The organism is Parasphingomonas halimpatiens, from assembly GCF_036663795.1.
In the GTDB taxonomy this organism is placed as follows: Bacteria; Pseudomonadota; Alphaproteobacteria; order Sphingomonadales; family Sphingomonadaceae; genus Sphingomonas.
Genome location: NZ_JAXOJP010000003.1, coordinates 204,359 through 218,093, shown reverse-complemented (window position 1 = coordinate 218,093; position 13,735 = coordinate 204,359). Strand labels below are relative to the sequence as shown.

Genomic DNA, 13,735 nt, shown 5'->3' with positions numbered 1-13,735 from the left:
GATCCGGGCTTGCCCCTCGACCATGCCACTCTTAGGCAGGTCGGCATGAAAGCCCAGACCCAGCGCGCGCTCCGCAAATATCATCATTATATCGGGGTGTTTCTCGCGCCTGCGATCCTGCTCTTTTCGATCAGCGGCGCGTTGCAGACCTTTCGGCTGAACGAGGAAAAAGGCTGGGGCGGGACACCGCCGACCTGGATGGTGTGGGTCGCCGCCGTCCACAAGGACCAGGCGCCGCCGCGCGAGAAGCATGCTGCGCCCAAGCCAGCAGCGCCGGTGCCCGCCGCGGCAGGCGCCGACGATCACGATCACGATGCGGCTCCTGCGGTCAAGGCCCCGGCTCCGGCCAAGCGCCCTTCGCCCTTGCCGCTCAAGATTTTCGTCGTGCTGATGGCGATCGGGCTGATCGTATCGACGCTGCTCGGCGTAACGATCGCGCTCAACAACCGCGCGACGCGGCGGGTGTCGATCCTCATGCTGATCGCGGGCGCGGTGTTGCCCTGCGTTCTGCTGTGGGTGTGAACTGCACGAGGACGACGTAACCGACGGTCGGGGACTCTAGCCACCCCCGCGAAAGCGGCTCACGTCGCGCCGAATTTCGGTTCATCGCGGGGCTGCCGATTTTCGCGCTAATTTTCGCAACTTTTCTCTGCTATTTTTCAAGCGTTTAAGGGCCGTCTGCCCTGCTAAAATAAGCAGGGTAGAATGGCCTTCGTAGCAGGGGAGCGCAACGCCGCTGCCGGGTGAAGATTCGCGTCAGTAGATGACTGCGCTCACTCATAATAACGATGTCAAAGAGCATGGTGGCTAAGACGCAACTGCGTCGGCGACACACTCACGCACAATCAGCCAAGTTTGAATCGGCGTCGCGGACCCGTTGCTCTAATCGCCCAGACCGAGCGCCTTGCGCGCGATCTTCTCGACCGCCGGGTCGATCGGCGGCGGTTCCATCGACACATTGGCTTCGAGCCGGTCGGCGATCGCGGTCAGCGCGGCGATGCGCCCCGCCTCCTTGTTGTTGCCGTCGATCACCGTCCACGGCGCCCAACGTGTGTCGGTGCGTTTGAACATTTCGGCCATGGCGGCGAGATAGTCTGCGCGCCGCGCGCGGTTGCGATAATCCTCCGCACCGGTCTTCCAGCGCTTCCACGGATGGTCGAGCCGATCCTTGAGACGCTGGTCCTGTTCGGCCTGCGTGATGTGCATGAACAGTTTGACGATCGTCGTGCCCGAATCCGCCTGCTGCGCCTCGAACTCGTTGATCTCGTCATAGCCGCGCTTCCACTCGGCCTCGCTGGCGAAGCCCTCGACGCGCTCGACCAGCACGCGGCCATACCAGCTGCGATCGAACACGCTGATGTCGCCGTTCATCGGCAGCCGAGTCCAGAACCGCCACAGGAAATGGCGACCCTTCTCCTCCGCGGTCGGCGCGCCGATCGGCCACACTTCGTAATAACGTGGGTCCCATTCCGAGGTCAGGCGCTGGATCGCACCACCCTTCCCCGCCGCGTCCCAGCCCTCGAACATCACCACGGCGCGGCGCTGGTGGACGATATGCGCGACCTGAATATGCGCGAGACGTTTCTGCAGCTTGGCGAGGTCGGCGGCGTAGTCGCCGGTATAGGGCGTGCCGGCTTCGTGGTTCTTCAGGTCGATCGTCATAAACGCACCTCGTCATGCCGAACTTGTTTCGGCATCCATGCGCGATCACATGCCGCGCGCTTGTCGCTAATGATCGCGCATGGACCCTGAAACAAGTTCAGGGTGACGAAGAATGGTTCAGCCCGCGTTGGGCGCCGCGGCCTTGGCCGCACCCGGCTGGTCAACAACGCGGATGTTGAGCTCGCGCAGCTGCTTGGCGGTCGCGAAGTTGGGCGCGCCCATCATCAGATCCTCGGCCTTCTGCGTCATCGGGAAGACGATCACCTCGCGGATATTGGGCTCGTCGGCGAGCAGCATGACGATGCGGTCGATGCCTGGCGCCGAGCCGCCATGCGGCGGCGCCCCGAACTTGAAGGCGTTGATCATGCCGGCGAAATTGGTGTCGACATCCTGCTGGGTATAGCCGGCAATCTCGAACGCCTTGTACATGATCTCGGGGCGATGGTTGCGGATCGCGCCCGACGACAGCTCCACGCCGTTGCAGACGATGTCATACTGGTAAGCGAGGATATCGAGCGGGTCCATCGTCTCCAGCGCTGCCATCTCGCCCTGCGGCATCGAGAAGGGGTTGTGGCTGAAGTCGACCTTCTTGGTTTCCTCGTCATATTCGAACATCGGGAAGTCGACGATCCAGCAGAATTCGAAGCGGCTCTGGTCGATCAGCGAAAGCTGCTCGGCGACGCGCGTGCGCGCCAGACCGGCCAGCTTGGCGGCCTGCGCTTCCTTGCCCGCGGCGAAGAACACACCGTCATCGGGGCCGAGACCAAGCGCCTCGGCGATCTTCGCCATGCCTTCTTCGCCATGGTTGTTGGCGATCGGCCCGCCGAACACGCCGGCCTTGCGCGTGGCGTAACCGAGGCCGGCAAAGCCCTCGCTCTGCGCCCAGCTGTTCATCTCGTCGAAGAACTTGCGGCTCTTCTCGGCCGTGCCGGGTGCGGGAATCGCGCGGACCACGTCGCCGCCCTCGACGATCGATGCGAAACGGCCGAAGCCCGAGCCTTTGAAAAGCTCGGACACGTCGGTGATCAGCAGCGGGTTGCGCAGATCGGGCTTGTCGGAGCCATATTTGAGCATCGATTCGCGGTACGGGATACGCTGGAACGGCAGCGCCGAGACGGTGCGCCCCTTGCCCTGCCAGTTGGCGAATTCCTCGAACACGCCGTGCAGCACCGGTTCGATCGCCGCAAACACGTCGTCCTGCGTGACATAGCTCATCTCGAAATCGAGCTGGTAGAATTCGCCGGGGCTGCGGTCCGCGCGGGCGTCTTCGTCGCGGAAGCAAGGCGCGATCTGGAAATAGCGGTCGAAGCCGGCGACCATCAGCAGCTGCTTGAACATCTGAGGCGCCTGCGGGAGCGCATAGAACTTGCCCGGATGCACCCGGCTCGGCACGAGATAGTCGCGCGCGCCTTCCGGCGAGGAGGCGGTCAGGATCGGGGTCTGGAACTCGGTGAAGCCCTGGCCGATCATGCGCTGGCGGATCGAGCTGATCACCTGGCTGCGCAGCATGATGTTGGCGTGGAGCCGCTCGCGCCGCAGATCGAGGAAGCGATACTTCAGACGAACGTCTTCCGGATATTCCGCGTCGCCGAACACCGGCAGCGGCAGCCGCTCCGCCGAGGACTGCACGACGATCGCGCTCGGAAAGATTTCGATCTCGCCGGTCGGCAATTTGGGGTTCTGGGTCTCGGGGGAACGCGCGGAAACCTTGCCGGTGACGGTCAGCACCGACTCGGGGCCCGCGGCGTCCACAACAGGAAACAGCGCGGAGCCGGTTTCGACGACGATCTGGGTGATGCCATAATGGTCGCGCAAATCGACGAACAGCACATTGGCATGTTCGCGTGTGCGATTGATCCAACCCGACAGGCGGACCTCCTGCCCGACGTCGGCGGCGGTCAAGGCGGCGCAAGTGTGGGTACGATACGGATGCATGGCGTGGTCTCTAATCTCTCAATAACGTCACCCCAGCGAACGCCGGGATATCGTGCCTCAAGGCGCGCGACCTCCCCATGAAATGCCAGTTTTCGCCGGCATGACGAGGTAGGTGAATGGCGCCTGCGCTTTCCCGTCAGACACGCCTTTGTCAAGGCGCGCTACTATCGCTATGGGGCCGTGATGCATATCCATCCGCTGATCAGCGACACTGCCACCCTCGCCAATCTCTGCACCCGGCTTGCCGATGCCGACTTTGTCTGCGTCGATACCGAGTTCATGCGTGAGAGCACGTTCTTTCCCGAGCTTTGCCTCATCCAGATCGCCGATACCCAGGAGGCGGCGGCGATCGATCCGATGGCGCCCGGGCTCGATCTGGCACCACTGCTCGAATTGCTCGTCGCCAATGACAATGTCCTCAAGGTCTTCCATGCCGGCGGGCAGGACCTCGAAATCATCTATAACCTGACCGGCAAGACGCCCTATCCGCTGTTCGACACCCAGGTCGCCGCCATGGCGCTGGGGCAAGGCGAGCAGGTCGGCTACTCGAACCTGGTCGATTCGTTTCTTGGCATCCAGGTCGACAAGGGCGCACGCTTCACCGACTGGAGCCGCCGCCCGCTCGACGCGCGGCAGATCGAATATGCCATCGGCGACGTCACCCATCTGGCCAAGATCTTCCCCAAGATGCTCGACCGGTTGCGCTCGACCGGACGCGGCGCGTGGCTCGACATCGAAATGGAACGACTCGGCGATCCGTCCAACTATGCCAACGACCCCGATGTCGCCTGGAAGCGCGTGCGCATTGCCGGGCGCAAGCCCGAGGTGCTCGGGCGACTCAAGGCACTGGCGCGGTGGCGCGAGCTCGAGGCGCGGGGCAAGGATCTGCCGCGCGGTCGCATCGTCAAGGACGAGACGCTGGCCGATCTCGCCGGTCATCCACCCAAGCGACAGGCCGATCTCGCGCGCGTGCGCGGCCTTTCGGCGACCTGGGCGCAGAACGATATCGGTGCGCGGCTGATGGCGGCGCTCGAGGATGCCAAGCCGATGAGCGCCGAGGAAATGCCGGCACGCGACGACCGCAAGCCCGGGCTCGGCAAGGATGGCGCGCTTGTCGCCGACCTGCTCAAGCTGCTGCTCAAGATCCGCTCGCGCGACATCGATGTCGCGGCGCGGCTGCTCGCAAGGACCGAGGAACTGGAAGCGCTCGCCGCCGGTCAGCGCGACGGCCTCGCAATCCTCAGCGGTTGGCGGTTCGACCAGTTCGGCCGCGACGCGCTCGATCTGGTCGAGGGGCGACTCGCCTTCACGGTGATTGGCGGCAAACTCAAGATGACGCGGACCGCCGACGCGGCGGTCTGATCTACGCGACCAGCAGGGCCTTGCGGTCGAGGCGCGTGGCGAGCGCGTTGTGGCGTCGTTCGACCGCTTCGCCGTACAGCGTGCTGTCCATCCCCTGGAGGTGCAGAGACAGGAACTTGCCGTCGTCACTGAGCCGCGAGCGTTGCAGCGGGCCGGCGAGCCCGCCGCTCATCCGCTGGCCCAGCCGCATCGCGAGCCCCCAATCGACCGCGCGCGCCAGTTCGTCATGCGGCGCCAGCGCGCCGAGCGGCGCCGGGCTCTCGGCGCCGCCGCCCAGGCTGGTGAACAGCGCCTGCGCGACGAGCGCGCGGCCGCGGGCATCGATCGCCACCCAGTTGCCGTGCAGCGCGATTTCCATGCCGCGCTCGGCGCGGAATTCGGGGTTGGCGCGCCAGCCGACATCCGCCAGCAGGCAGGCGGCGTGGCGCAACCGCGCCGCTTCCGCGTCATCCTCGGCGAACAGCGGTGCGATCCACTGCTCCAGCAGGTCGCCATGCTCGGCAAAGCGCCCGGCGCGGCGCCCCTCGTCGCGCGTCGCGACGATCAGCGGATCCAGTGCCTGCGTGGCTGAGTCGAGCGCACCGTATAACAGCCCCTCGCGCAGACCGAAGGCGGAGACGATCGTCGTTTCGCTGTGCAGATGCTTGACCAATGCGGCGAGCAGCGCGGCGGCATCGCCCAGGGTGCTGGCGCGGCCCGACGACAGCCCCGGCACTTCGCGCAGGGCGCTTTTCGGAACGTGACTGATCGTGCGGCCGAGCCGCGCAATCTCGTGCTGCGTCAGGCTATATTGATGGATGACGGGTAGTGGATAGTCGTTGAGATGCATGTCGAGCCGCGCTAGCGCACGCCACGATCCGCCGACGAGATAGAGCGGCAGCCCTTCGCCGCGCCCTTCCCATCCCGCCGCCTTGAGCGACTTGGCGACCTGACGATCGAGCGCGCCCTGCCCCTTGCGCAGCGTGCCGATGCGCAACACGCCGAACGGGAAGGAAATGCGGTCCTGGATGTGGCCTTCCCACACGCGGATCAGTTCGAGACTGCCGCCGCCGAGATCACCGACGATGCCATCGGCGTCGGGGATCGCCGAGAGCACCCCCTGGCCGGCAGCGAGCGCTTCCTGCTCGCCCGACAATAGTTCGACGTCCAGTCCGTGCCGCGTGGCAATGTCGAGCAGCGTCTGCCCGTTCGACGCGTCGCGCACGGCGGCGGTCGCGACGGTGCGCAAACGCGTCAATTCCATTTCGCGCGCGACCGCCGCGAAGCGCCCGAGGGCGGCATCGGCATGGGCAAGGGCATCGGTGCCGATCGCGCCGGTGACAGCGAGCTCTCGGCCCAAGCCGGCCATGACCTTTTCGTTGAACAGCACCGACGGCAGACGCGCGGGGCCCTGGTAGACGACGAGGCGGATCGAATTCGACCCGATATCGATAATCCCGGTGCGTGGCTCGACGGTGGCGTCGCCACGCGGCTTGCGGAACAATAATGTTGCCATGTCGCCTTAGCGCTTTCGCCGCAGCGATAGTTCCGGGACCGTGCCGCTGGTGGCCAGCGCGGCGCCGCGACCGGAGAGCGACGGGTTGGTCATGAAGTAGCGGTGCAGGTTGAACGGCGTGTCGCCCGGCTCGACGCGAACGTAACTGCCATCGGCGTGCAGTTCCCAGCTTTGCTCATTGTCGATCAGGTTGGCGACCATCACCTGGTCGAGCACCTGATCGTGCACGGTGCGGTTCTCGATCGGTAGCATATATTCGATCCGTCGATCGAAATTGCGCGGCATCCAGTCGGCCGAGGAAATGAACAGCTTCGCGCCGTCATTGGGCAGCGCCTTGCCGTTGCCGAACGCCCAGATCCGGCTGTGTTCGAGAAAACGTCCGATCACCGACTTCACGCGGATGTTTTCCGACATGCCGGGAACACCGGGCCTGAGGCAGCATATGCCGCGGATGACCAGGTCGATTTCGACCCCGGCATTGCTCGCCTCGTAGAGCTTCTCGATCACGGCGGGGTCAACCACCGAATTCATCTTGGCCCAGATCGCGCCCTGCTTGCCGGCGCGCGCAAAGGCGATCTCGGCATCGATCAGCCCCATCAGCCGCGTGCGCATGTCGCGCGGGCTGAGGCTCATCAGCGTCATGTCCTCGGGTTCGACATAACCGGTGATGTAGTTGAACATTTGCGCGGCATCGCGACCGATGCGAGGATCGGCGGTGAAGAAACTGAGGTCGGTATAGATCTTCGCCGTGATCGGATGATAGTTGCCGGTCCCGAAATGGCAGTAGGTGCGATACTGGCCGTTCTCGCGGCGCACGACCATCGAGACCTTGGCGTGGGTCTTCCAGTCGATGAAGCCATAGACGACCTGCACGCCGGCACGTTCCAGCGCGGACGCCCAGAGCAGGTTCTGCTCCTCGTCGAAACGCGCCTTCAGCTCGACCACGGCGGTCACCGACTTGCCTGCCTCGGCGGCGGCGATCAGCGCGTTGATCACCGCCGGTTGCTTGCCGGCGCGGTAGAGCGTTTGCTTGATCGCGACGACATCGGGGTCGGCTGCGGCCTGGCGCAGAAAGGCCAGCACCACCTCGAAGGTTTCGTAGGGGTGGTGGACGACGATGTCCTTGGCCTTGATCGCCGCGAAGCAATCGCCGCCGAATTCGCGGATCCGCTCGGGAAAGCGCGGCGTGAAGGGAACGAATTTGAGGTCGGGGCGATCCTCCTCGACGATCGCTTCGAGATCACCGACACCGAGAAAGGCGCCGCTTTCGGTCACGAAGGCGTTGGCGCCACCCAGTTCGTCGCGCAGCGCCTTGCCGAGCGTCTCGGGCATGCCGGCTTCGAGTTCGAGGCGGATCACCCTGCCCCGCCGCCGCCGCTTGATCGCATTGGCGAAGTAGCGGACGAGATCCTCGGCTTCTTCCTCGATCTCGATATCGCTGTCGCGCAGCACGCGGAATTCGGCGCCGCCATCTACGACGTAGCCCGGGAAAATCAGTGACGAGAAACGCTTCACCAGCGATTCGACCGCGACGTAACGCGCCGGCGCATTGGGCAGGCGGACGAAGCGCGGCATCGCGGCGGGCAGCATGACCAGTTCGCGAATCGGCTCGTCGTCCGACAGCCGGACGAGGTCGAACATCACCGCCAGCCCCTTGTTGGGCATGAACGGAAACGGATGCGCCGGGTCGAGCGCCTGCGGGGTCAGGATCGGAAAGATCTGCTCGCGAAAATGCTTTTCGAGCCAGGCCGGCTCGTCACCGTGCAGCGACTGGTCGATGGTCCGCGAGCCGAGTACATGGATGTCGGCATCGACCAGCTCGCGCCGCAGATCGCGCCACACGCCACGCTGGCTTTGCACCAACGCGTCGGCCTCGGCGACGATCGCGGTGAGCTGTTGCGACGAGGTCAGGCCGTCGACCGAGCGCCGGTCAACATCCTGCGACAACTGGCCCTTGAGCCCGGCGACCCGCACCATGAAGAACTCGTCGAGGTTCGAGCCCGAGATCGACAGAAAGCGTACCCGTTCGAGCAGCGGATGCGCGGGATTGCACGCTTCCTCGAGCACGCGGCGGTTGAAGGCGAGCCAGGACAGCTCGCGGTTGAAATAGCGCTCGCCCGATTCGCCATTGGCGAACGGATCATCATCCTGGTCGAGTCGCGAAAGTCGGGCGGGGCGGGTCATGGGGCCTCGGCTTCGGGGTCGGTCGATCGCGGGGCGATCAATCCGGCCTCGCTCAATGTGACGCGTGCGAGCGGAATCGACAAGCGCTTGTGTCGCTGGAGCACCGCCTGATCGAGCAAATCGACCGTTCGGAGCAGCGCGACATGACTGCGCTCGATACGCAGGATCAGCCATTGGATCAGTTCGGGCCGCGCGTCGAGCCCGCGACGCAGGAACAGTCGCTCGAACAGCGCGTGCATCAATTCCTCATCGGGCGGTTCGATCCGCGCAACGGGCGTCGCGGCGAGGCGCGAGCGCAGGTCGGGCAGCTTGATCTTCCATTCCGGCGGCGGTGCGTCGGCCACGACGATCAGCGGGCGTCGAAGTTCCTGCGCATGGTTCCAGGCATGGAAGATCGTCGTTTCGGACTGGCGTTCGGCATCGTCGATCAGCTGTCCGCCGCTTTTCGCCGCGAAGATACGCGCCAGCAGGCTGCGGCCCGACTTGCGCGGCCCGACGAGCAGCACCGCCATGACCGGCCAGGTGCTCCAGTGCTCGAGCTGGTGGACGACACGGGCATTGGACGGGCTGATCAGAAATTCGTCGTCCCGAGGGTCCGCCGGCCAATCGAGCGGCAGGGCATACTGGCTCATCCCCCGGTCACATTGTCCGTGGCGGGTAGATTGGGCGGCGGCAGCGGGCGACGAATCCGCAAGGTCGTGCCGCTCCCAACAACGATCCAGCCGCGCGATTCGAGTTCGGCGCGCAGTACGGCCAGGTCGGCGTCGAACCCGACGCGCATCACCGAAATACCCCCCAACGCCAGGCTGGTCGTTACCGCGGACCTGACGCCGGGCGTACCGCGCAGCGCCGCCTCGGTCGCGTTGACCGAATTGACGCTGGGCGAATCATACTGGATCGTCACGGTCGCGCCTGCCACCGTCGTTTGGTCGGCACCCGTTGTGGCGGCGTCTTCGGTGGCTGTCGCGCTGGGGGTTGGCGTCGGAACCATCGGACGCCCGGCGGCGAGACCGCGATCGGGGGAGAGCTGGCCGTTCTGCAATGCAGCCTGAAAAATCTCGTCGAGCCGCTTCACGCCCTCATCGAGCAACACCGGCAGCGAATCGCCATTGCCGACGCGCAGGCTGAACTGTGCAATCAGCCGGTTGTCGGGGCCGTGTCGCGCCTGAAACACGCCGACGACGGGGCCGCCCGGCCACTGGCGATAGAGCTTGACCACGGGAATCAGAACGTCGGATGCGCCATATTGATCAAGAATCGTACGCCACCAGCCGCGTCCCGGGCGGGTCTGTTGGCCGGCATTGAGCAACAGGGCATCGGGACCCGTGCCGGCGGGACGAACATAATCGACCGCGCTGTTCGAGGTCCGATAGCGGGTCCATGCGTCCTGCCACTCGGTCTTCTGCTCGAAGCTGATCCGTGCGCCGCCCGACCATTCGATCGGCAGCAACAGCATCGGCGCCGAGCGCGACGTCTCCGACGAGACGCCGAGGATCGAGCCGGCGCGCGCGCGGCTGAACAGCACGCCGAGCCGGGCGATATAGCGGTTGGGGCCGATCTGCTCGTCCTCGACGACAATCCCCAACACGATCGAATCGAGCGTGCTGTCAGACAGCGAGCCGCCGCCCGCACCGAGCCGCTGCGACAGCAATTGCCAGCCCTTGCGCTGTGCGAGCCGCCAGCCGGCATAGCGTGCCGCATTGGCGTCCTTGCCGGTGACATCCACCTGCACGCCATCGACCTCGTAGCTGCCCGAGCTGTCGAAGGGCGAGTTCTTCTCGACGCCGTCATCCGCCTGCGCGAGCACTATCCCACCGCTCGTGGCGAGCAGCAGGGCGACGACGAGGCCGAGGGGTCCGGAAAAGCGACGGGTAGGCATGCGCGGCCCTTTTGGCGAAGCAGACGTGGAAATCCAAGCGCGATGTGGCTAGGCGGACGGAATGAGCGATATCAATCGGGACGACGCGCCCTACACCTATGCCCAGGCGGGCGTTTCCATCGCGGCCGGCAACGCGCTGGTGCGCGCGATTGCGCCGCTCGCCAAGGCAACGCGCCGGCCTGGCGCCGATGCCGAGCTTGGCGGGTTCGGCGGCTTCTTCGATCTCAAGGCGGCCGGCTTCGTCGATCCGTTGCTGGTTGCCGCCAATGACGGCGTCGGCACCAAGCTCAAGCTGGCGATCGACAGCGGGCGTCACGATGGCGTCGGCATCGATCTCGTCGCGATGTGCGCCAACGACCTGATCGTCCAGGGCGCCGAGCCGCTGTTCTTTCTCGACTATTATGCCACGGGCCAGCTCGACGCGGCGGTGGCGGAGCGCGTCGTCGCCTCGATTGCCGAGGGCTGCAAACAGGCCGGCTGCGCGCTGATCGGCGGCGAGACGGCGGAAATGCCCGGCATGTACGCCGCCGACGATTATGATCTCGCCGGTTTCTGTGTCGGTGCGGTCGAGCGCGATCGCGTCCTGACCGGGCAGCATATCGCGCCGGGTGACGTGGTCCTCGGGCTGGCGTCGAGCGGTGTGCATTCGAACGGCTTTTCGCTCGTGCGCCGTCTCGCGGCGGACAAAGGCTGGAAGCTCGATCGCCCGGCGCTGTTCGACCAGGATGTCTTGCTGATCGACGCCTTGATGGCCCCGACGCGCATTTACGTGCGCAGCCTGTTGCCGCTGGTGCGCGACAAGCGGCTCAAGGGGTTGGCGCACATCACCGGCGGCGGGCTGCTCGAAAATATCCCGCGCGTCCTGCCCAAGGGTACGCACGCGATGATCGACGCCGGCGCATGGCCGCAGCCGCGGCTGATGGCCTTCCTCCAGGCGCAGGGCAAGATCGAGCCGGACGAAATGGCGCGTACTTTCAATTGCGGGATCGGCATGGTCGCAATCGTGGCGCGCGACGAGGTCGCCGACGTTACCGCTGCGCTGGAAGCCGCGGGCGAGACGGTGTTTGCGATCGGTACGGTGACCGACGGCGAGCGCGGTTGCACGGTCAGCGGCGGCGACGAAGTCTGGAGCGGTCGCGGCGCCTGGTCCGCCACCCACCATGGCTAAGGCGAATATCGGGGTCCTGATTTCGGGGCGCGGCTCCAACATGATGGCGCTCGCCCATGCCGCCACGCACGCGACCGCCCCATTCCGCATCGCCATCGTCGCGTCGGACAAGCCCGATGCCCCCGGGCTCGTCTGGGCGCGCGAGCATGGCATCGCGACCTTCGCGCTATCGCCAAAGGGAATGACCAAGGCTGACTATGAGGCGGCGATCGACCGCGCGCTGCACGACGCGCAGGTCGAGACGATCGCGCTGGCCGGCTATATGCGCTTGCTGTCGGACGATTTCGTCGCGCGCTGGCGCGGCCGCATCGTCAACATCCATCCGTCGTTGCTGCCCAAATACAAGGGCCTCGACACGCACGCCCGCGCCATCGCGGCGGGCGACGCGGTGGCGGGATGCTCGGTGCATGTCGTGACCGAGGAGCTCGATGGCGGCGAGGTGCTTGGCCAGGGCGAAGTCCCGTTGCTGCCCGACGATACCGCCGACACGCTGGCGGACCGCGTCCTTGCCGCGGAGCATCGCCTTTACCCGCAGATTCTGGCAGACTTCGTCACGCGATGAGCCCCGATCCCAGCCTGCCACTCGAAAAGGTCCGCGCGCTGGCGCTCGCGCTGCCCGGCACGATCGAGAAATTGTCGCACGGCTCGCCCGGCTTCCTGATCGAGAAGCGCAAGTTCTTCACCTATTTCTGGCACAATCATCATGACGACGGCGAGACCGTCGTGATCGTCAAGACCAGCGGTCGCGAGGAACAGGCGATGCTGATCGAGCTGGATCCCGATTGCTACTTCAGTCCGCCCTATCTCGGCCCCTCGGGCTGGGTGGCGATGCGGCTCGATCGCGACGACACCGACTGGGACCGTGTTGGAGACCGTATCGCGACAAGCTGGGAAATGGTCGCCCCGCGACGATTGCTCGAAATGGGTGGACGATGAACGCCGAGACCCCGACCGAAACACCCGAACTGCCCCCTGCACCGTTGCCGGAGCCGGCAATGACATCGGTCGAGCAGGCCATCGAGCGTGCGGCGGCGGCGGAAACCCGGCGCCGCTGGGTCTCGCTCGCCGAACTGGTCGGCGTTGCCGGCCTGATCATCGCCGCGATCAGCCTGTGGATGAGCTGGGCGGACCGGCGCGCCGATGTCGCCGAGAAACAGGCCGAGCAAGTGAGCGCGAGCAAGGCGCACACGCTGGTGACGATTACCGCTACCCTGTCGCAGGACGGCGCTTCGATGACGCTGGCCGACCCGGCACATCCTCTGAAAGACGTCGAGGTGACGTTCCCGCAGGCGCTCGGGATCACACCGCAAAGCGGCCTGCTTGGCCCAAAAATCGAGAGTTCGTGGTTTGGTAGCGCGCTACTCAAGCTCAGCGACAAGGTTCATCAGGGGCGCTTGCCCGTGATACTGACCGCGACGTGGTGGGACGGCGACGTCAAACGCACCGATCGCGCAATCTACGAGATCGGCTGGGTCGCCGGCACGCGTTCGCTGGGCATCCTGGGTGGCCGCGAACTTCACATGCGCGGCCTGATGCTGAGCGACCGCAATGCCACGCCGGCGCGGCTCGAGGCGGCATGGGCACGCCTCAAGCCGGCCGGCTAACGGGGCTTCAGCCGACGATTTCTTCCGGCTTGAAGAAATAGGCGATCTCGATCGCGGCATTATCGTCCGAGTCCGAACCATGGACGCTATTGGCTTCGATCGACTCGGCGAGTTCCTTGCGGATCGTGCCGGGTTCGGCATTGGCCGGGTTGGTCGCGCCCATGATGTCGCGGTTGCGCTGCACGGCATTCTCGCCTTCGAGCACCTGCACCACGACCGGGCCGGAGATCATGAACTGGACGAGGTCGTTGAAGAACGGGCGCTCGCGGTGGACGGCATAGAAGCCGCCGGCCTGCTCTTCGGTCATCTGGATGCGTTTGGAAGCGACGACGCGCAGGCCGGCTTCCTCGAGCATCTTGGTGACCGCGCCGGTCAGGTTGCGGCGGGTGGCATCGGGCTTGATGATCGAAAACGTACGATTGACGGCCATGGCGGTCGCTCGCTCC

The 13,735-nt window shown here is 65.5% G+C and carries 13 protein-coding genes; 6 read left to right on the top strand and 7 right to left on the bottom strand.

Features of this window, described 5'->3' with window-relative positions; genetic code table 11:
• The first annotated feature begins 45 nt into the window (after window positions 1–45).
• Window positions 46–522: a hypothetical protein gene (locus U1839_RS04970; protein ID WP_332802555.1), complete on the top strand. Its 477-nt coding sequence runs from the start codon at window positions 46–48 to the stop codon at window positions 520–522.
• A 360-nt stretch (window positions 523–882) separates the two neighbouring features.
• Here U1839_RS04970 and U1839_RS04965 read toward each other — a convergent pair whose 3' ends face one another.
• A complete protein-coding gene (locus tag U1839_RS04965) occupies window positions 883–1,662 on the bottom strand; it encodes a polyphosphate kinase 2 family protein (protein ID WP_332802554.1) in 780 nt (259 codons plus the stop codon).
• Between the two features lie 117 nt (window positions 1,663–1,779).
• Window positions 1,780–3,597 (bottom strand): aspartate--tRNA ligase, encoded by a 1,818-nt coding sequence (gene aspS / locus U1839_RS04960; protein ID WP_332802553.1) that lies wholly within the window; start codon window positions 3,595–3,597, stop codon window positions 1,780–1,782.
• Between the two features lie 183 nt (window positions 3,598–3,780).
• Between aspS and rnd the strand changes: the two genes are divergently transcribed.
• Window positions 3,781–4,959 (top strand): ribonuclease D, encoded by a 1,179-nt coding sequence (gene rnd / locus U1839_RS04955; protein WP_332802552.1) that lies wholly within the window; start codon window positions 3,781–3,783, stop codon window positions 4,957–4,959.
• A 1-nt stretch (window position 4,960) separates the two neighbouring features.
• Here the strand turns inward: rnd and U1839_RS04950 are convergent, their stop codons facing one another.
• Genes U1839_RS04950 through U1839_RS04935 form a run of 4 tightly spaced genes read right to left on the bottom strand, consistent with a single transcriptional unit; the run spans window position 4,961 to window position 10,517 of the window.
• A complete protein-coding gene (locus U1839_RS04950; protein WP_332802551.1) occupies window positions 4,961–6,454 on the bottom strand; it encodes a Ppx/GppA phosphatase family protein in 1,494 nt (497 codons plus the stop codon).
• A 6-nt stretch (window positions 6,455–6,460) separates the two neighbouring features.
• On the bottom strand, window positions 6,461–8,638 hold the full coding sequence (locus tag U1839_RS04945) for an RNA degradosome polyphosphate kinase (RefSeq protein WP_332802550.1): 2,178 nt from the start codon (window positions 8,636–8,638) through the stop codon (window positions 6,461–6,463).
• Window positions 8,635–9,270, bottom strand: coding sequence for an HdaA/DnaA family protein (locus tag U1839_RS04940; RefSeq protein WP_332802549.1), 636 nt, complete (start codon window positions 9,268–9,270; stop codon window positions 8,635–8,637). Before U1839_RS04940 ends, U1839_RS04945 begins: the two co-directional genes overlap by 4 nt.
• Window positions 9,267–10,517 carry a heavy-metal-associated domain-containing protein gene (locus tag U1839_RS04935; RefSeq protein WP_332802548.1) on the bottom strand — a complete coding sequence of 417 codons (1,251 nt, stop codon included), beginning with the start codon at window positions 10,515–10,517 and terminating at the stop codon, window positions 9,267–9,269. The genes U1839_RS04940 and U1839_RS04935 overlap by 4 nt, the downstream gene beginning before the upstream one ends.
• 61 nt (window positions 10,518–10,578) lie before the next feature.
• Here U1839_RS04935 and purM point away from each other — a divergent pair, with 61 nt between their 5' ends.
• Genes purM through U1839_RS04915 form a run of 4 tightly spaced genes read left to right on the top strand, consistent with a single transcriptional unit; the run spans window position 10,579 to window position 13,289 of the window.
• Window positions 10,579–11,685 (top strand): phosphoribosylformylglycinamidine cyclo-ligase, encoded by a 1,107-nt coding sequence (purM, locus tag U1839_RS04930; RefSeq protein WP_332802547.1) that lies wholly within the window; start codon window positions 10,579–10,581, stop codon window positions 11,683–11,685.
• Window positions 11,678–12,247, top strand: a complete 570-nt coding sequence (gene purN / locus U1839_RS04925; protein WP_332802546.1) for a phosphoribosylglycinamide formyltransferase — start codon at window positions 11,678–11,680, stop codon at window positions 12,245–12,247. Before purM ends, purN begins: the two co-directional genes overlap by 8 nt.
• Window positions 12,244–12,621, top strand: a complete 378-nt coding sequence (locus U1839_RS04920) for an MmcQ/YjbR family DNA-binding protein (RefSeq protein WP_332802545.1) — start codon at window positions 12,244–12,246, stop codon at window positions 12,619–12,621. The genes purN and U1839_RS04920 overlap by 4 nt, the downstream gene beginning before the upstream one ends.
• The gene (locus U1839_RS04915) at window positions 12,618–13,289 is read left to right on the top strand and encodes a hypothetical protein (RefSeq protein ID WP_332802544.1); all 672 of its coding nucleotides are present in this window, start codon (window positions 12,618–12,620) and stop codon (window positions 13,287–13,289) included. The genes U1839_RS04920 and U1839_RS04915 overlap by 4 nt, the downstream gene beginning before the upstream one ends.
• A gap of 7 nt (window positions 13,290–13,296) precedes the next feature.
• On the opposite strand, the gene ndk is transcribed toward U1839_RS04915, so the two are convergent.
• Window positions 13,297–13,719: a nucleoside-diphosphate kinase gene (ndk, locus tag U1839_RS04910; RefSeq protein WP_332802543.1), complete on the bottom strand. Its 423-nt coding sequence runs from the start codon at window positions 13,717–13,719 to the stop codon at window positions 13,297–13,299.
• Between the last annotated feature and the right edge of the window lie 16 nt (window positions 13,720–13,735).